Here is an 18109-nt window from a genome sequence, read left to right as displayed (position 1 = left end):
CCCACCATCGCCATCCCCGCAGAAGCGGATGCGCAGGCGCCCGCCCGGCCCCGGTCACTGCTCTCCCGATCACGGGAACATTCCTGAGGAATCCGCAGGTCACAGCAGCACCGCACGGCTGAGCACGCCTCGCGACCCATCCGGCACCAGCGCCACCTGCCCCGAAGGACTTCATCATGGCCACGTCCCCCGAGACTGCCGAGCCCACGGCCGAAAGCCCGGCCGCGCGCCGCCCCGCCGCGGCTCGCAAGGTGACCCGTCACCGCGGTGAGGGCCAGTGGGGCATGGGGCACTTCACCCCGCTGAACGCCAACGAGCAGTTCAAGAAGGACGACGACGGTCTCAACGTACGGACACGTATTGAGACGATCTACGCGCAGCGGGGCTTCGACTCGATCGACCCGACCGACTTGCGGGGCCGGATGCGCTGGTGGGGGCTCTACACCCAGCGCAAGGAGGGCATCGACGGCGGCAAGACCGCGATCCTGGAGCCGCACGAGCTGGACGCCGAGTACTTCATGCTCCGGGTGCGGATCGACGGCGGCCGGCTGACGGTCGCCCAGCTGAAGGCCGTCGCCGAGGTCTCCGAGCAGTACGCGCGCGGCACCGCCGACCTGACCGACCGCCAGAACATCCAGTACCACTGGATCCGGATCGAGGACGTCCCGGCGATCTGGCGCAAGCTGGAGGCCGTGGGCCTGTCCACCACCGAGGCCTGCGGCGACACCCCGCGCGCCGTCCTCGGCTCCCCGGTGGCCGGCGTCGCCGAGGACGAGATCATCGACGGCACCCCGGCGATCGAGGAGATCCAGCGCCGCTTCATCGGCAACAAGGACTTCTCCAACCTGCCGCGCAAGTTCAAGGCCGCGGTCTCCGGCTCGCCGGCGCTGGACGTCGCGCACGAGATCAACGACGTCGCCTTCGTCGGCGTCGTCCACCCCGAGCACGGGCCCGGCTTCGACCTGTGGGTCGGCGGCGGCCTGTCCACCAACCCCAAGCTGGGCGTGCGGCTGGGCGCCTGGGTGCCGCTGGAGCAGGTGCCGGACGTCTTCGGCGGGGTGATCGGCATCTTCCGCGACTACGGCTACCGCCGGCTGCGCAACCGCGCCCGGCTGAAGTTCCTGGTCGCCGACTGGGGCACGGAGAAGTTCCGTCAGGTGCTGGAGGACGAGTACCTGAAGGACAAGCTGATCGACGGCCCGGCGCCGGTCGAGCCCGCCTCCCGCTGGCGCGACCACGTCGGCGTGCACCGGCAGAAGGACGGCCGGTACTACATCGGCTTCGCGCCGCGCGTCGGCCGCGTCGACGGCAAGCTGCTCGGCGAGGTCGCCGACCTCGCCGCCGCGCACGGCAGCGACCGGGTCCGCACCACCACCGAGCAGAAGATGCTGATCCTCGACGTCGCCGAGGAGCACGTCGACGCGGTGGTGGCCGGCCTGGAGGCGCTCGACCTGCGGGTCACCCCGTCGCCGTTCCGCCGCGGCACCATGGCCTGCACCGGCATCGAGTACTGCAAGCTCGCCATCGTCGAGACCAAGCAGCGCGGCCGCACGCTCATCGACGAGCTGGAGAAGCGCCTCCCGGACTTCGACGAGCCGCTGACCATCAACATCAACGGCTGCCCGAACGCCTGCGCCCGCATCCAGGTCGCCGACTTCGGCCTCAAGGGCCAGCTCGTCACCGACGAGAACGGCGAGCAGGTCGAGGGCTACCAGGTGCACCTGGGCGGCGCGCTCGGCCTGGAGGCCGGCTTCGGCCGCAAGGTCCGCGGCCTCAAGGTCACCAGCGCCGCCCTGCCCGACTACATCGAGCGCGTCCTGACCCGCTACCGGGCCGACCGCGCCGAGGGCGAGCGCTTCGCCCAGTGGGCGGCCCGGGCCAGCGAGGAGCAGCTGTCGTGAGCAGCGAACCGAGCGGAGCGGGCGAACCGATCGAAGCGAGCGAACCGAGCGGAGCGCGCGAACCGATCAAGCGGGACGCGTCCCGCGCGGCGGACGCCGGGCGGAACGAGGTGGGCGATGAGTGAGCGAGCCGCGCCGTTCTACTGCCCGTACTGCGGCGACGAGGACCTGCGCCCGTCCGAGGCCGGGCACGGCGCCTGGGAGTGCCACGGGTGCCGCCGCGCCTTCCGGCTGAAGTTCCTCGGCCTGCTGTCACCGACCAACGGGGGTACGTCACATGAGCAGCACCGCGACTGACCACGCGGAGCTCGCGGAGCGGGCCGGCCGCGAGCTGGAGGAGGCCACGCCGCAGGAGATCCTGCGCTGGGCCGCCGACACCTTCGGCGCCCGCTTCTGCGTCACCTCCTCGATGGAGGACGCGGTGGTCGCCCACCTGGCCTCCTCGGTGTTCCCTGGCGTGGACGTGGTGTTCCTGGACACCGGCTACCACTTCCCGGAGACCATCGGCACCCGCGACGCGGTGGCGGCGACCATGCCGGTCAACGTCATCACGCTGAAGCCGCTGAAGACCGTGGCCGAGCAGGACGCCGAGCACGGGCCGAACCTGCACGACCGCGACCCGGACCTGTGCTGCGCGCTGCGCAAGGTCGAGCCGCTGAACCGCGGCCTCGGCGGCTACGACGCCTGGGCGACCGGCCTGCGCCGGGACGAGTCGCCGACCCGGGCGAACACCCCGGTGGTGGCGTGGGACGCCAGGCGCCGCAAGGTCAAGATCGCCCCGATCGCCCGGTGGACGCAGCAGGACGTGGACGCCTACGTCGCCGCGAACGGGGTGCTGCTCAACCCGCTGCTGTGGGAGGGCTACACCTCGATCGGCTGCTCGCCGCTGTCCTGCACCCGCAAGCCGGGCGAGGGCGAGGACGCCCGGGCCGGCCGCTGGTCGGGCTCCGGCAAGACCGAGTGCGGCATCCACCTCTGAAGCCGCTGACCATCCATCACCACTCGCGTAAGGAAAGAACCGTGACAGCTGACACCCTGGCCGCCGCCGGAGCCGCAGAGGCGGCCCCCGCGGCCGCCCCCTGCGAGCGCGGCGCCACCGTGTGGCTGACCGGGCTGCCGAGCGCGGGCAAGACCACGCTGGCGTTCGCGCTGGCCGAGCGGCTGCGCGCCGAGGGCCACAAGGTCGAGGTCCTGGACGGCGACGAGATCCGCGAGTTCCTCTCCAAGGGCCTCGGCTTCTCCCGCGAGGACCGGCACACCAACGTGACCCGGATCGGCTTCGTCGCCGAGAAGCTGGCCGCCAACGGCGTCAAGGTGCTCGCCCCGGTGATCGCCCCGTTCGCGGACTCGCGGGCCGCCGTGCGCGAGCGGCACACCGGGAACGGCACCGCGTTCCTGGAGATCCACGTCGCCACCCCGGTCGAGCTGTGCGCCGAACGGGACGTCAAGGGCCTGTACGCGAAGCAGGCGGCCGGCGAGATCTCCGGCCTGACCGGGGTGGACGACCCGTACGAGGCGCCCGAGGCGCCGGAGCTGCGCCTGCAGACGCAGGGCCGGGCGGTCGCCGAGTCCGCCGCCGAGCTGCACGCATTCCTGACCGAGAGGGGCCTCGCGTGACCACCGCGACCGACAGTCCGCTCCGCACCGAAGACACCCCTTTCGCGCTGTCCCACCTGGACGCGCTGGAGGCCGAGTCGGTGCACATCTTCCGCGAGGTCGCGGGGGAGTTCGAGCGCCCGGTGATCCTCTTCTCCGGCGGCAAGGACTCCATCGTCATGCTGCACCTGGCGCTGAAGGCCTTCGCCCCGGCGCCCGTCCCGTTCGCGCTGCTGCACGTCGACACCGGCCACAACTTCCCCGAGGTGATCGCCTACCGGGACCGCGTGGCGGCCGAGCACAATCTGCGCCTGCACGTCGCCTCCGTCCAGGACTTCATCGACCGCGGCGTGCTGCGCGAGCGCCCGGACGGCACCCGCAACCCGCTGCAGACCGTGCCGCTGCTGGACGCGATCGAGCACAACCGGTTCGACGCCGTGTTCGGCGGCGGCCGCCGGGACGAGGAGAAGGCCCGCGCCAAGGAGCGCGTCTTCTCGCTGCGCGACGAGTTCGGCGCCTGGGACCCGCGCCGCCAGCGCCCCGAGCTGTGGTCGCTGTACAACGGCCGGCACGCCGTCGGCGAGCACGTCCGGGTCTTCCCGCTGTCCAACTGGACGGAGCTGGACGTCTGGCAGTACATCGAGCGCGAGGGCATCGAACTGCCGCAGATCTACTACGCGCACGAGCGGGACGTCTTCTCCCGCAACGGCATGTGGCTGACCGCCGGCGAGTGGGGCGGCCCCAAGGAGCACGAGCCCATCGAGCGGCGGCTGATCCGCTACCGCACCGTGGGCGACATGTCCTGCACCGGCGCCGTCGACTCGGACGCCACCACCATCGAGGCCGTGATCGCCGAGATCGCCGCCAGCCGCCTCACCGAGCGCGGCGCCACCCGCGCCGACGACAAGCTGTCCGAGGCCGCGATGGAAGACCGCAAGCGCGAGGGGTACTTCTAGGATGAGCACTGCAACCGCCACGTCGCTGCTGCGCTTCGCAACCGCCGGATCCGTCGACGACGGCAAGTCCACCCTGGTCGGCCGGCTGCTGCACGACTCGAAGTCCGTGCTCGCCGACCAGCTGGAGGCCGTCGAGCACGCCTCCCGCAGCCGCGGCCAGGACGCGCCCGACCTCGCGCTGCTCACCGACGGCCTGCGGGCCGAACGCGAGCAGGGCATCACCATCGACGTCGCCTACCGCTACTTCGCCACCCCCCGGCGGCGGTTCATCCTCGCCGACACCCCCGGGCACGTGCAGTACACCCGCAACATGGTGACCGGCGCCTCCACCGCCGAACTCGCCGTCGTCCTGGTCGACGCCCGCAACGGCGTCGTCGAGCAGACCCGCCGGCACGCCGCCGTCGCCGCGCTGCTGCGGGTGCCGCACGTGGTGCTGGCCGTCAACAAGATGGACCTCGTCGACTACGCCGAACCCGCGTTCGCCGCCATCGCCGAGGAGTTCACCGCCTACGCCGCCTCCCTCGGCGTCACCGACGTGCTCGCCGTGCCGATCTCCGCCCTCGCCGGGGACAACGTCGTCGAACCGTCCGCGCACATGGACTGGTACGGCGGCCCCACCCTGCTGGAGCACCTGGAGACCGTCCCGGTCGGCAGCGACCCGAGCGAGGAGCCCGCCCGCTTCCCCGTCCAGTACGTGATCCGCCCGCAGACCGAGGAACACCCCGACTACCGCGGCTACGCGGGCCAGTTGGCCTCCGGCGTGCTGCGGGTCGGCGACCCGGTCACCGTGCTGCCCTCCGGGCACACCACCACCGTCGCCGGGATCGACGCGCTCGGCACCGCCACCGAGATCGCCTGGGCGCCGCAGTCCGTCACCGTCCGGCTCGCCGACGACCTCGACGTCTCCCGCGGCGACCTGATCGCCGCCGGGGCCGCCCCCGCGCCCACGAAGGACATCGCGGCCACCGTCAGCCACCTCGACGAGCGGCCGCTGCGCGCCGGCGACAAGGTGCTGCTCAAGCACACCACCCGCACCGTGCGGGCGCTGGTCAAGGAGATCTCCTACCGGATCGACATCACCGCGCCGATCGGCGAAGGGGGCCTCGAACACCGCTCCGCCCCCGAGGGGTTGAACGTCAACGACATCGGCCACGTGGTGCTGCGCACCGCCGAGCCGCTGGCCCTCGACGACTACGCGGCCAACCGCCGCACCGGCTCGTTCCTGCTGATCGACCCGGCGGACGGCACCACCCTCACCGCCGGCATGGCGGGCGAGGCCTTCGCGACCGCACGCACCACCGACGCACCCCGCGAGGAGGACCGGGTCTGATGCCCAGCGAGGCGTTCTCGGGCATGGACAAGGAAGGCGGCCGCATCGGCAGCGGCGTCCTCGGCAGCGGCCAGGGCGGCCTGACCCGATGTGTGGGCCGACAGGGCTGTTGCGATCCTCGGCCGTCCTAAGGACGACCGCCACGTCCCCCGAGACCGTCTCCTGACGGTCCGTCTGTGAATTGGACTTCACCATGGCATCGAACCAGGTAGCTTCGCATACCCGAAACCGCCCGAACGCCGGCCGGATCAGACGCCGCGCCGCGGTCGCCGTCGCCGCCCTGACCGCCGCCGCCCTGCTGTCCGCCTGCAGCTACGGCTCCAAGGCCGACGACAAGAAGGCGGACACCGCCGCCACCGTGACGGGCGGCGCCGGCGGCGCGAAGCTCTCCGCGGACACCGTGAAGATCGGCTACTTCGCCAACCTCACCCACGGCACCCCGCTGGTCGGCCTCCAGGAAGGCATATTCCAGAAGGAGTTGGGCGCCACCCAGGTCAGGACCCAGATCTTCAACGCGGGCCCGGCCGAGATCGAGGCGCTCAACGCCGGCTCCATCGACATCGGCTGGATCGGCCCCTCCCCCGCCATCAACGGCTACACCAAGTCGGACGGCAAGTCGCTGCGGATCATCGGCGGTTCGGCCTCCGGCGGCGTCAAGCTCGTCGTCAACCCCGACAAGGTCGCCTCGTTGGACGACCTCAGGGGCAAGAAGATCGCCACCCCCCAGCTCGGCAACACCCAGGACGTGGCGCTGCTCAACTACCTGGCCGGCAAGGGCCTCAAGGTCGACGCGGCCTCCGGCGCGGGTGACGTGTCGGTGGTGCGCACCGACAACAAGGTCACCCCCGACGCCTACCGGCAGGGCTCCATCGACGGCGCCTGGGTGCCCGAGCCGACCGCATCCAAGCTGGTCACCCTCGGCGCGAAGGTCCTGCTCGACGAGAAGGACGTCTGGCCGGACAAGAAGTTCGTGATCACCAACATCATCGTCTCGCAGAAGTTCCTCAAGGAGCACCCGGACGTGGTGGAGGCCGTACTGCGCGGCTCCGTGAACACCAACGCCTTCATCAAGGCCAACCCGGACAAGGCCAAGGCCGACGCCAACGACGCCATCAAGAAGGAGGCCGGCAACGCCCTGGAGCCGGCGGTCCTGGACCCGGCCTGGGCCGGCGTCGAGTTCCTGGACGACCCCCTGGCGGGCACCCTGCAGGCCGAGGCCGACCACGCCGTCACCGCCGGCCTGCTCAAGAAGCCGAACCTGAACGGCATCTACGACCTCACCCTGCTGAACAAGGTCCTCGCGGCCAAGAGCCTGCCCGCCGTGGCGGACGCCGGACTCGGCACCAAGTGACTCCGCGGTCCGGCCCCGCCCGCCCGGTCGATCCCCGATCGATGCCCACCGGCGCGGGCGGGGCCCGGACCCCGGCTCCGACCCGCCAGCCCTCTCCCCCGCAGGACCAGACCGCACTCGCAGGAGGTGCCCGCATGACCGAGCGCAGCGAGCGAATCATCAAGAGGTGCGCGTGGGCGAATGCCCTCGCCGAGCGCAGCGAGGTGGGCGCGTGAGCATGGCACTGACCAGCTCGCCCGGCCCGGCCGACGCCGCCGCCCCCGGCGGCGCGCCCGCCGTCCGGATCTCGCACGTCCACAAGTCCTTCGGCCGCCCCGGCGCCCGCACCGACGTCCTCGACGACATCACCCTCGACGTCGCCCCCGGCGAATTCGTCACCCTGCTCGGCGCCTCCGGCTGCGGCAAGTCCACCCTGCTCAACCTCGTCGCCGGCCTCGACCGGCCCTCCGCCGGCACCATCGAGGTGACCGGCGGCCGCCCGGCGCTGATGTTCCAGGAGCACGCGCTGTTCCCCTGGCTCACCGCCGGCAAGAACATCGAACTCGCCCTCAAGCTCGCCGGCGTGCCCCGCCCCGAACGCCGCGCCGAGGCCGAGCGCCTGCTCGAACTCGTCCGCCTCGGCGGCTCGTACGGCAAGCGGGTGCACGAGCTGTCCGGCGGCATGCGCCAGCGCGTCGCGATGGCCCGGGCGCTCGCCCAGGGCAGCAAGGTGCTGCTGATGGACGAGCCGTTCGCCGCGCTCGACGCCATCACCCGCGACGTCCTGCACGACGAGATCACCCGGATCTGGGCCGAACGGCAGCTCAGCGTCCTGTTCGTCACCCACAACGTGCGCGAGGCCGTACGACTGGCCCAGCGCGTCGTCCTGCTCTCCTCCCGCCCCGGCCGGGTCGCCCGGGAATGGCGGATCGACCTGCCGCAGCCGCGCCGCATCGAGTCCTCCGGCGTCGCCGACCTGTCCATCGAGATCACCGAAGAACTGCGTGGGGAGATCCGCCGCCATGTCCAGCACTGACACCGCCCCCGCCCGCGCCGGCGGCGACACCGCCGAGGTCGGCGCGGGCCTGGACGCCCTGGACTCGGTGTCCGCCCAGCGCAGTTCGCTCGGCGAGGTGCTGCGCACCAAGGCCCTGCCGCCGCTGATCGGCGTCGTCGTGGTCCTCGCCCTGTGGCAGGGCGCGTACAGCCTGCACCTCACCTCCTCCTACAAGCTGCCCAGCCCGCTGGACGTGTGGCACTCCCTGCAGGACCTCTGGTACCAGGGCACGCTGTTCTCCATCATCTGGACCAGCGTGTGGCGCGGCCTGTCCGGCTTCCTGCTCGCCGTCGTCATCGGCACCCCGATCGGCCTGGTCGTCGCCCGCGTCCGGCCCGTGCGCACCGCGATCGGGCCGGTGCTCCAGGGCCTGCAGTCGCTGCCCTCGGTCGCCTGGGTGCCCGCCGCGGTGATCTGGCTCGGCATCAACGACTCGATGATGTACGCGGTCATCCTGCTCGGCGCCGTCCCGTCCATCGCCAACGGCCTGGTCGCCGGCATCGACCAGGTGCCGCCGCTGTTCCTGCGCGCCGGGCGCACCATCGGCGCCACCGGCCTGGCCGGCGCCCGACACGTCCTCATCCCGGCCGCGCTGCCCGGCTACCTCGCCGGGCTCAAGCAGGGCTGGGCGTTCTCCTGGCGCTCGCTGATGGCCGCCGAACTCGTCGCCTCCTCCCCCGACCTCGGGCGCGGCCTCGGCCGCTTCCTGGAGGACCAGCGCGAGTTCTCCGACATGTCCGGGGTGCTGCTCGGCATCATCCTCATCCTGTTCGTCGGCATCGCCATCGAGCTGCTGGTGTTCACCCCGGTCGAGCGCCGGGTGCTGCGCAACCGCGGCCTGCTGGCCGCCACCAAGTGAGGCCGTGACCGTGACGCCCGCCCTGCTGCTCGTCGCCCACGGCAGCCGCGACCCGCGGCACGCCGCCACCGTGGCCGCCCTGGTCGAGCGGGTCCGGGCGGCACGGCCCGGCCTGGAGGTCGCCACCGCCTACCTCGACCACTGCGCGCCGCGGCTGCCGCAGGTCGTCGGGCGGTTCGCCGCCGGGGCGGGCGGCGCGGGGGCGGTCGCCGTGCCGCTGCTGCTCAACCGGGCCTACCACGCCAAGCACGACATCCCCGCCGCGCTGCGCTCGGCCGGCTCCGCGCTGCCCGTCGCCGACGTCCTCGGGCCGTCCCCGCTGCTGCTCGCCGCCCTGGACCGCCGCCTCGCCGAGGCCGCTCCGGCGGTGCGCGACGCGGCCGTGCGGGCCCGCACCGGCGTGGTCCTGGCGGCGGCCGGCTCCTCGGACCCGGCCGCCGACGCCGCCACCCGGGCGGTCGCCGCCGAGTGGCGGCGCACCCGCGGCTGGGCCGCCGTCGAGGTCGCCTACGCGTCGGCAGCCGGGCCGCGGGTACCCGACGCGCTCGCCGCCCTGCACGCCGCCGGCGCCGAGCGCACCGCCGTCTCCCCCTACCTGCTCGCCCCCGGCCGGCTGCCCGACCGCATCGCCGGGGCCGCCGCCGGAGCCGACCTGCTCGCCCCCGTCCTCGGCGCCGCCCCGGAACTCGCCGCCCTGCTCCTGCGCCGCTACGACGAGGCGCGCGGCGCCGCCGGGGCCCTCGCCGCGGCGTGAGCCCGGCTCAGCCGCAGTCCAGGATGCCGTGCTCCCCGAGGTCGGGGGCGTGCCGTGCCACGGTCCGGTAGTCCGCGTCGTCGTGGAGGACCGTCAGCCCGTGGTGCGCGGCGGTCGCCGCGATCACGAGGTCGACCGCGGAGGCGCTGCGGTGCTGCCCGGCGAGGGCCATCCGCCGCTGCACGGTGTCGATCCAGCGCCCCGCGTTCTTCGGCACCGAGACGTCCGGATAGAGATCGGCGAACATCTCGGAGATCTCGTCGTACTCCCGGCCGTCGCGCGCGCTGTAGAGGAACTCGGCGCGCTGCGGATAGCACGACGCGATCGACCCCGCGTCGATCGCGTCGTACCAGGCCGCCTGGAGCTTCGGCTCGCACACCAGCCGGAAGAGCGCGGAGTGTCGAGGAGGTAGATCACCGGGCGTCCTTCTCCGCCCGGTGCAGCCGCTCGGCCTGCTCGACCGCTCCCCAGTGCTCGGCCCGCTCGAAGTGCCCGCTGATGCGGGCCGCGCGTTCCTGCCGCTCCGCGTAGTAGCGCAGCGCGAGGTTGACGGCTTCCTTCTTCGTCCGCACGCCCGCGAGCGTCATCGCACGCTCCAGCGCCTCGTCATCGATGTCGATCTGCGTCACGGACATCCGGCACCTCCGTCGATCGATGTTGGTGATGTACATAAAACTGCACCTCGCCAACATCGCGGGGGCGCCCGAACAACGGAACGGCCGGGGCGGGGCTGGGCCCCGCCGCGGCCGTTCCGAAGGGCCGGGCCGTGCTACTCGAAGGTGCGGCGCTGGCGGCCGGTGCCGTAGTTGGAGCCGGACTTGGTGCCGCTGCCGGGCTTGGCGCGGCCGGCGGAGCGGCCGATGAAGCCGGCGGCCTGCGGGCGCCCGGTGCCGCCGCCCTGGGCGGTCTTGGGGCGGGGGCGGCGCGGGTTGCCGTTCATGTCGACGTCGGCGGGCAGCGCGGAGCGCTTGCCGGGCCGGCGGCGCGGGGTGGCGGGCTTGTCGGACTTGGCCGCGGCGGCGGGCTCGACGACGGGCACGGGCACCGCGATGCTGACCGGGACGCCGCTGGGGGTGCGGGCGCCGGTGATCCGGGTGAGGTCGGCGTCGCCGGGGCGGATCTTGGTGACGGTGGGGCGGATGCCGGCGACGGTCATCAGCCGGTTGACCTCGCGGCGCTGCTCGGGCAGCACCAGGGTGACGACGGTGCCGGACTCGCCGGCCCGGGCGGTGCGGCCGCCGCGGTGCAGGTAGTCCTTGTGGTCGACCGGCGGGTCGACGTTGACGACGAGGTCGAGGCCGTCGATGTGGATGCCGCGGGCGGCGACGTTGGTGGCGATCAGCGCGGTGACGTGGCCGTCGCGGAACTGGTCGAGGACGCGGTTGCGCTGCGGCTGGGACTTGCCGCCGTGCAGGGCCGCGGCCTTGACGCCGTTGGCGAGCAGCTGCTTGGCGAGCCGGTCGGCGCCGTGCTTGGTGTGCACGAACATGATCACCCGGCCCTCGCGGGAGGCGATGTGCGCGGTGGTGGAGGCCTTGTCGGCCGGGTCGAGCTGCAGGACGTGGTGGTCCATGGTGGTGACGGCGCCGGCCGAGGGGTCGACGGAGTGGGTCACCGGGTCGGTGAGGAAGCGCTTGACCAGGCGGTCGACGTTGCGGTCCAGGGTGGCGGAGAACAGCATCCGCTGCCCGCCCTCGGCGACCTGCTCCAGCAGCTTGCTGACCTGCGGCAGGAAGCCCATGTCGGCCATCTGGTCGGCCTCGTCGAGGACGGTGATCGCGACGTCGGAGAGGATGACGTCGCCGCGCCCGATCAGGTCGTCGAGGCGGCCCGGGGTGGCGACCAGGACCTCGGTGCCGCGGCGCACCGCGTTGGACTGCCGGTTGATCGACATACCGCCGACGACGGTGGTGATCCGCAGGTTGACGGCGGTGGCGTAGGGGGTGAGCGCCTCGGTGACCTGCTGGGCGAGCTCGCGGGTGGGCACCAGCACGAGGGCCAGCGGGTAGCGGGCGACGGCGCGGCGTCCGGCGGTGCGGGCGAGCAGCGGCAGGCCGAAGGCGAGGGTCTTGCCGGAGCCGGTGCGGCCGCGGCCGAGCACGTCGCGCCCGGCGATGGAGTCCGGCAGGGTGGCGCCCTGGATCGGGAACGGCTCGGTGACGCCCTCGCGGGTGAGCGCGCTGAGGATCGCCTTGGGCAGGTCGAGCTCGGCGAAGGTGGCCGCCGGCGGGCGGGCCGGGGTGCCCTCGACGACGGTGAAGTCGGCGGCCTCGGGCACGGCGGCGCGGCGGGCGCCCTTGGGGGCGCCGGTCTGCTTGGGGGCGCCGGTGCGGCCGCGCGGCTTGCGCGGGCGGTCGCCGGCGCGCTCGGTGCGGTCCGTCCGGGCGGTGCGCTCGGTGTTCGCGCCACGGCGGGCCTGGTCGCCGCGGGCGTCGGTACGGGCGGTGGCGGCGCGGTCGCGCGGCGGGCGGGCAGGGGTGGTCACGGGGTCTCCGTTTCGTCGGTCGTCAGCCCGCGTGCGGGGCTGTTTCGGCCGTCGTCCTGGAGTGCGCCGCCCCGGCCGTTCGGCGGCATGAACGGGGGCCCGCACCGGTGTCCGGTGCGGGCCCCCGCTTCACGAGATCACGAGATCGCGCGTCAGCGTGGAGGCTGACGTCAGCCGATGACGGTGATCTTCTCGGCCTGCGGGCCCTTCTGGCCCTGGGTCACGTCGAACTCGACGCGCTGGCCCTCGAGCAGCTCGCGGAAGCCCTGGGCGGCGATGTTCGAGTAGTGGGCGAAGACGTCCGGGCCGCCGCCGTCCTGCTCGATGAAGCCGAAGCCCTTTTCGCTGTTGAACCACTTCACGGTGCCGGTAGCCATAACCGTCTCCTCATACTGGGGCATCAGGGATTCACACCTCGTGAATCCCGAAGTAGCCGCGATCCCCATCCGGAGACTGAAACACCGGACAAAACAAATGCGCCTGTTGGTTGGAACCAGCAGGCGCACACATACGTTCATGGGAACCAAAACTGCAACTGCTTCGACTGTAGCACGGCGCCACCCCGATTGACCGGGGATTTAGGGCCTGGGAGATCACGTTTGCGGGCCCCGGGAACGGGGCAGGCGGCGCCCCGCCGAAGCGGGGCGCCGCCTGTCGCGGCTGGGTCCGGTCAGCGCCGGCCGGCCGGCTCCGGCATGCCGTGGGCGTCGGCGAGCGGGGCCTGGCCCGCTCCGTGGCCGCCGGTGTCGGCGCGGCCGGGCCACCAGGCGCGCTGGCCGAGCAGCGCGGTGAGCGCCGGGGTGAAGAACATCGCCATCACGAAGGCGGCGATGAGGATGCCCATGGCGATCGAGAAGCCCATCTCGCTGGACAGGGTGTTGCCGGCCAGCAGCATCGTGGCGAAGGTCGCGGCCAGGATGAAGCCGGCGGCGGCGACGGTCGGGCCGCCGTGGCGGATGGCCATGCTGGCCGCCTCGCGCGGGCTGCGGCCCTCGCGGGCCTCCTCCCGCAGTCGGGCGATCATCAGGATGTTGTAGTCGGTGCCGAGCGCGACCACGAACAGGTAGATCAGGATCGGCAGCATGAACATCAGGCCGGGCTCGCCCTTGAAGTCCTTGAAGACCAGGGTGGTGGCACCGAGGGTGGCGCCGAAGCCGAGGCCGACCGAGGCCATCAGGTACCAGGGGGCGACGATGCTGCGCAGCAGCAGGCCCAGGATGATCATGATCAGCACGGCGGCGATCGGGAAGACCAGGCTGTAGTCGTGCGCCATCGCCGTGTTGATGTCCTTGTACACGGAGGCGGTGCCGGCCACCAGCGCCTTGGTGCCCTCGGGCGCCTTGTCGTGCGCGACCTTGCGGACGTCGCCGATGGTGTCGATGGCCTTGTTGCTGGCCGAGTCGTCCGTGAGGACGACGGTGATGTCGACGGTCTGGCCGTCCGGGCTGACGCCGGCCTTGGGGTCCATGGCGGCCTCGGAGACGCCCGCGACCTTGCCCAGGTCGGAGACGTAGTCCTGGAGGGCGGCCGGGTCGAGCTTGCTGCCGTTCTGGCTGGTCAGGTAGACGTGCGCCGGGTCGGCGGCGCCGGCCGAGAAGGCCTTGGCCATGGTGTCCTGGACGACCATCGACTCCTTGGTCTTCGGCATGGAGCTGCCGGCCATGTCGAAGGTGCCCTTGTACCCGAGCGCGGCGACCGCGAGGCCGACCATCACCAGGCCGGAGACCAGGGCGGTGGCGGCCGGGCGGCGGCCGACGGTGCGGCCGATCGCGGCGAAGCGGGCGTTGGACGGCTCGCGCTGCCAGGCCTTGGAGGGCCAGAACAGGACCTTCTCCGGGATGCGGGAGATGATCGCGGGCACCAGGGTGACCGAGGCGAGCGCGGTGACCGCGACGGCGATGGCCAGCGCGGGGCCGAGCGCCTTGAACATGCCGAGGCTGGACAGGACGAGCACGGCGAAGGCGACCACGACGGCGCCGGCGGCGGAGGTGATGGCCTCGCCGACCCGGCCGACCGCGCTGGCCACGGCCGTCCTGCGGTCGTCCCCGGCCCGCAGCCGCTCGCGGTAGCGGAACATCAGGAACAGGAAGTAGTCGGTGCCGACGCCGTAGAGGACGACCGTGAGGATCATCTCCATGGAGCTGTCGGCCTTGAGCCCGAACCAGTCCGCGGCGAAGCCGATCAGACCGTTGGCGACCATCGAGTACACGATGACGGTGACGACGGGCAGCAGCGCGATGATCGGGCTGCGGAAGATGATGCCGAGCGTGAGCAGGATGATCACGACCGTGCCGAGGCCGATCAGCATCTGCGCGGTGGAGCCGGCGTCCTTCTGGTCGAGGCTGGACGCGGCCGGGCCGCCGACCTGGACCTTGACGGTGGTGCCGGCGGTGAGGGCGGTGCCCTCCTCGCGGAGCTTCTTGGCGGCCTCGGGGAACTTCTCGTCCTCGAACTTGGACTTGTCGATGGAGACCATCGACATCGCGAACTTCTTGTCCGCGGAGAAGCCCTGGTCGTTGACCGGCAGGACCTGGTCGACCAGTTCGATGTGCTTGTCCGCCAGGCCCTGGACGACCTTGGCCATGGTGGCCTTGTCGCCGTCGTCCAGCGCGCCGCCGTCGTTGCGCTGGAAGAGCAGCAGCGCGCCGGGCGAGATGTTGGACGGGAAGGCCTTCTGCTGCAGGTCCGAGGCCTGGATCGACTCGTAGTGCTTGGGCAGGAACGTCGACTCGTCGGAGTTGGACTTCAGCTGGGGCGCGCCCGCGATGATCGCGAAGGCCGCGACGACCCATGCGGCGATCACCCACCACGCACGGCGTACGACGAATTGTCCTAGTCGGGGGAACATGCTCGTGATGCCTCCTGGGCATGGTTCACCGCAGCCCCGTGGAACGGGCCGCCGGGCAGCGGCAGGACCGGCCGGAGGCGCGCGGAGGCAGCCCCTTACCGGTCGGCAGGTAAGTAGGTTCGGGCGCCATCCTACGAGTGCTTGCTTGCCGCCCGGCAAGGACCCCCGTGCTCCAACCCCCGTAAGGGACCGACCCTCAAAGGTCCCTGATCCAGTGTCACCCGGCCGCACCCCTGTTGACCTCGTGCTCGGGGTGGAGCCTTCTCCCCCTCAGGGTGGAGCCGCAGCCCTACCCCCGGGGAGGAGGGATCAGGGTTCCCGGGGAGGAGGACTCAGGGTTCGGGGGGTGGTGAGGGCCCGGGATCCGGGGGTGGTGGGGGGACCGGGGCCCGGGGTGGGGAAAACCCCACCGCGCCCCCGATGCTGCCCCCAGGGGACACTCACCCGCCAACCCGATTGCCCGCCAAGTCCGCACTCCCTACTGTCAGTTGCGACGCCGGCGGTGCAGCCGGCGACCGACCTCGACGGCGGCCCGCCCACCCGGCGACGACCGCCGCCCTACCTGGGGGAACCCGTGAAATCCAGACTCGGCCCGGCCGCCGCGATGGGCGCCTGGAGCGCCCGCCACCGGAAGACCGCCGTCTTCGGCTGGCTGCTCTTCGTCGTCCTCGCCGCCGTGCTCGGCGGCATGCACGGCAGCACCACCGTGACCGAGGCCGAATCCATGCCCGGACAGGTCTCCCGCGCCGCGACGATCCTCGACCAGGCCGGCCTGAAGAGCCCGGCGACCGAGACCGTCCTGGTCCAGAGCACCGACCGCGCCGCCGACGACCCGGCCTTCCGGGCCGCCGTCGCCGAGGTCGTCGACGCCGTCCGCGGCACCGGCCGCACCACCGACGTCCGCTCCCCCTACGACACCAAGGCCGTCTCCGCGGACGGCCACTCCGCCCTGGTCGGGCTCACCCTCCGGGGCGACCACGACGAGGCGGCCGACAACGTCCAGACCGTGCTGGACGCGGTGGCCCGCGTGCAGAAGGCCCACCCCGAACTCACCGTCGTCGAACTCGGCGACGCCAGCTCCGGCAAGTGGATCCAGGACCAGTTCAAGAACGACTTCGCCCGCGCCGAATGGACGGCCGTCCCGCTCGCCCTCGGCATCCTGCTGATCGCCTTCGGCGCCCTCGTCGCCGCCGTCCTGCCGGTGGTCCTCGCCCTCACCGCCTTCGTCGCCGCCAGCGGACTGGTCACACTCAGCAGCGGGCTCCTGCACACCAGCAACGACGCCAGCTCGGTGATGCTGCTCGTCGGCCTCGCCGTCGGCGTCGACTACTGCCTCTTCTACCTGCGCCGCGAACGCGAGGAACGGGCCGCCGGACGCGACGCGGCCACCGCACTCCGGGTGGCCGCCGCCACCAGCGGCCGGGCCGTCCTGGTCTCCGGCGTCACCGTCGTCGTCGCCATGGCCGGCATGTTCCTCACCGGGATCGCCGACTTCCGCGCCATGGCCTACGCCACCATCGTGGTCGTCGTCACCGCCGTCCTCGGCTCGCTCACCGTGCTGCCCGCACTGCTGTCCATACTCGGCGACCGCGTCGAGAAGGGCCGGCTCCCGCTCCTCGGCAAGCTGCGCCGCCCCGACACCCTCCAGAACGGCGGACGGTTCTGGAACGCCGTGCTCACCCCGGTGCTGCGCCGCCCGCTCGCCGCCACCGTCCTCGCCTGCGGCCTGCTGCTCGGCCTGGCCGCGCCGCTGCTCACCATGCACACCGCCAACCTCACCTTCCAGCAGCAACTCCCGCAGGGCAACGCCCTGGTGGCCGCCTCACAGAAGATCGAGGCCGCCTTCCCCGGCAGCCCCGCGCCGGCCACCGTGGTGATCAAGGCCACCGACATCTCCTCCCCCGCCATGACCGCCGCGATCGCCGACCTCAGGACCCGGGCGCTGGCGAGCGGCCGGATGCACGGGCCGATCGACGTCACCGTGCACGCCGACCGGAACGTCGCCACCGTCGACATCCCGCTCGACGGCACCGGCAACGACTCCGTCAGCAACGCCGCCCTGAAGACCCTGCGCGAGGACCTGGTGCCCGCGACCGTCCTCAAGGTGCCCGGCACCGAGGCCCCCGTCACCGGACGCACCGCCGGCTCGTACGACTTCAACGCCAAGATGACCGACTCGATGCCGCTGGTCTTCGGCTTCGTCGTCGCCTTCGCCTTCGTCCTGATGCTCACCTCGTTCCGCTCGCTGACCATCGCCGCGACCGCCGTACTGCTCAACCTGCTGTCGGTGGGCGCCGCCTACGGGGTGCTGACGCTCGTCTTCCAGCACGGCGTCGGCGCCTCGCTGCTCGGTACCGCCGGGGTCGGCGCCGTCGAGTCCTGGGTGCCGCTGTTCCTCTTCGTGATCCTCTTCGGGCTCTCGATGGACTACCACGTCTTCGTGGTCTCCCGGATCAAGGAGGGCCGCGACCGCGGACTGCCCACCCGGGCCGCGATCGCCCACGGCATCCGCTCCACGGCCGGGGTGGTCACCAGCGCCGCGGTGATCATGGTGGCGGTGTTCGCGGTCTTCGGCACCCTGTCCATGCAGGCGATGAAGCAGATGGGCGTCGGCCTGGCCGTCGCGGTGCTGATCGACGCGACGGTGATCCGCGCCGTCCTGCTGCCCGCGGTGATGAGCCTGCTCGGCGAACTCAACTGGTACCTGCCGCGCTGGCTCGGCCGGCTGCCCGACCTCTCGCACGGCGAACCCGCCGCCGAGGCGGCCCCGGCCACCGTCACCGAGCCGGACGCCGGACGGCCCCGCCGCAGCGGCGTCTGAGCCCCGTTTCCGTCCCGCTTCCGTCCGCTCCCGCCCCCGTTTCCCCCGGCCGGGGGGGGGGCCCCCCCCCCCCCCGGGGCCGGGCCCCCCCCCCGCCCCCGGCCCCCGGGTGAGGTTGTTAACCCCCCGGGGGCGCCCCGCGGGCCCCCCGGCGCCACCGGCCCCCCCCCAA

General features: G+C 72.5%; 17 protein-coding genes. 12 read left to right on the top strand and 5 right to left on the bottom strand.

The window, feature by feature from the left end; translation table 11 throughout:
• Positions 1–176: 176 nt before the first annotated feature.
• The 11 genes from ACPC54_RS02120 (at position 177) to ACPC54_RS02070 (ending at position 9783) form a co-directional block, all read left to right on the top strand.
• Positions 177–1901: a nitrite/sulfite reductase gene (locus ACPC54_RS02120; protein ID WP_498960190.1), complete on the top strand. Its 1725-nt coding sequence runs from the start codon at positions 177–179 to the stop codon at positions 1899–1901.
• Positions 1898–2026 carry a hypothetical protein gene (locus ACPC54_RS02115; protein ID WP_498960188.1) on the top strand — a complete coding sequence of 43 codons (129 nt, stop codon included), beginning with the start codon at positions 1898–1900 and terminating at the stop codon, positions 2024–2026. Before ACPC54_RS02120 ends, ACPC54_RS02115 begins: the two co-directional genes overlap by 4 nt.
• The gene (locus tag ACPC54_RS02110; RefSeq protein WP_498960186.1) at positions 2019–2198 is read left to right on the top strand and encodes a hypothetical protein; all 180 of its coding nucleotides are present in this window, start codon (positions 2019–2021) and stop codon (positions 2196–2198) included. The genes ACPC54_RS02115 and ACPC54_RS02110 overlap by 8 nt, the downstream gene beginning before the upstream one ends.
• Positions 2179–2880 carry a phosphoadenylyl-sulfate reductase gene (locus ACPC54_RS02105; RefSeq protein ID WP_498960184.1) on the top strand — a complete coding sequence of 234 codons (702 nt, stop codon included), beginning with the start codon at positions 2179–2181 and terminating at the stop codon, positions 2878–2880. Before ACPC54_RS02110 ends, ACPC54_RS02105 begins: the two co-directional genes overlap by 20 nt.
• A 56-nt stretch (positions 2881–2936) precedes the next feature.
• On the top strand, positions 2937–3518 hold the full coding sequence (gene cysC, locus ACPC54_RS02100) for an adenylyl-sulfate kinase (protein WP_498960559.1): 582 nt from the start codon (positions 2937–2939) through the stop codon (positions 3516–3518).
• Positions 3515–4453 carry a sulfate adenylyltransferase subunit CysD gene (gene cysD / locus ACPC54_RS02095; protein WP_498960182.1) on the top strand — a complete coding sequence of 313 codons (939 nt, stop codon included), beginning with the start codon at positions 3515–3517 and terminating at the stop codon, positions 4451–4453. Before cysC ends, cysD begins: the two co-directional genes overlap by 4 nt.
• Before the next feature lies 1 nt (position 4454).
• On the top strand, positions 4455–5783 hold the full coding sequence (locus ACPC54_RS02090) for a sulfate adenylyltransferase subunit 1 (RefSeq protein ID WP_498960180.1): 1329 nt from the start codon (positions 4455–4457) through the stop codon (positions 5781–5783).
• Positions 5784–5976: 193 nt separating this feature from the next.
• Positions 5977–7134, top strand: coding sequence for an aliphatic sulfonate ABC transporter substrate-binding protein (locus ACPC54_RS02085; RefSeq protein WP_498960178.1), 1158 nt, complete (start codon positions 5977–5979; stop codon positions 7132–7134).
• Between the two features lie 217 nt (positions 7135–7351).
• Positions 7352–8149, top strand: coding sequence for an ABC transporter ATP-binding protein (locus ACPC54_RS02080; protein ID WP_498960557.1), 798 nt, complete (start codon positions 7352–7354; stop codon positions 8147–8149).
• Positions 8136–9029: an ABC transporter permease gene (locus ACPC54_RS02075; protein ID WP_498960176.1), complete on the top strand. Its 894-nt coding sequence runs from the start codon at positions 8136–8138 to the stop codon at positions 9027–9029. Before ACPC54_RS02080 ends, ACPC54_RS02075 begins: the two co-directional genes overlap by 14 nt.
• A 4-nt stretch (positions 9030–9033) precedes the next feature.
• Positions 9034–9783, top strand: coding sequence for a sirohydrochlorin chelatase (locus tag ACPC54_RS02070; RefSeq protein ID WP_498960174.1), 750 nt, complete (start codon positions 9034–9036; stop codon positions 9781–9783).
• A 7-nt stretch (positions 9784–9790) separates the two neighbouring features.
• On the opposite strand, the gene ACPC54_RS02065 is transcribed toward ACPC54_RS02070, so the two are convergent.
• From ACPC54_RS02065 to ACPC54_RS02045, 5 genes are all read right to left on the bottom strand, one after another.
• Positions 9791–10162, bottom strand: a complete 372-nt coding sequence (locus ACPC54_RS02065) for a PIN domain-containing protein (protein WP_498960172.1) — start codon at positions 10160–10162, stop codon at positions 9791–9793.
• A 34-nt stretch (positions 10163–10196) separates the two neighbouring features.
• Positions 10197–10418: a type II toxin-antitoxin system VapB family antitoxin gene (locus tag ACPC54_RS02060; RefSeq protein WP_498960170.1), complete on the bottom strand. Its 222-nt coding sequence runs from the start codon at positions 10416–10418 to the stop codon at positions 10197–10199.
• A 134-nt stretch (positions 10419–10552) separates the two neighbouring features.
• Positions 10553–12268, bottom strand: coding sequence for a DEAD/DEAH box helicase (locus tag ACPC54_RS02055; RefSeq protein WP_498960168.1), 1716 nt, complete (start codon positions 12266–12268; stop codon positions 10553–10555).
• Positions 12269–12438: 170 nt separating this feature from the next.
• Positions 12439–12645, bottom strand: a complete 207-nt coding sequence (locus tag ACPC54_RS02050; protein ID WP_045701674.1) for a cold-shock protein — start codon at positions 12643–12645, stop codon at positions 12439–12441.
• A gap of 293 nt (positions 12646–12938) precedes the next feature.
• Positions 12939–15116, bottom strand: coding sequence for an MMPL family transporter (locus tag ACPC54_RS02045; RefSeq protein ID WP_498960165.1), 2178 nt, complete (start codon positions 15114–15116; stop codon positions 12939–12941).
• 604 nt (positions 15117–15720) lie between these two features.
• Between ACPC54_RS02045 and ACPC54_RS02040 the strand changes: the two genes are divergently transcribed.
• The gene (locus ACPC54_RS02040) at positions 15721–17937 is read left to right on the top strand and encodes an MMPL family transporter (protein ID WP_498960555.1); all 2217 of its coding nucleotides are present in this window, start codon (positions 15721–15723) and stop codon (positions 17935–17937) included.
• The last annotated feature ends 172 nt before the right edge of the window (positions 17938–18109 follow it).

The sequence above is a fragment of the Kitasatospora sp. NPDC094028 genome, assembly GCF_049543595.1.
In the GTDB taxonomy this organism is placed as follows: Bacteria; Actinomycetota; Actinomycetes; order Streptomycetales; family Streptomycetaceae; genus Kitasatospora.
The sequence above is the reverse complement of the archived record's forward strand: the minus strand, read 5'-3'. Positions and strand labels throughout refer to the sequence as shown.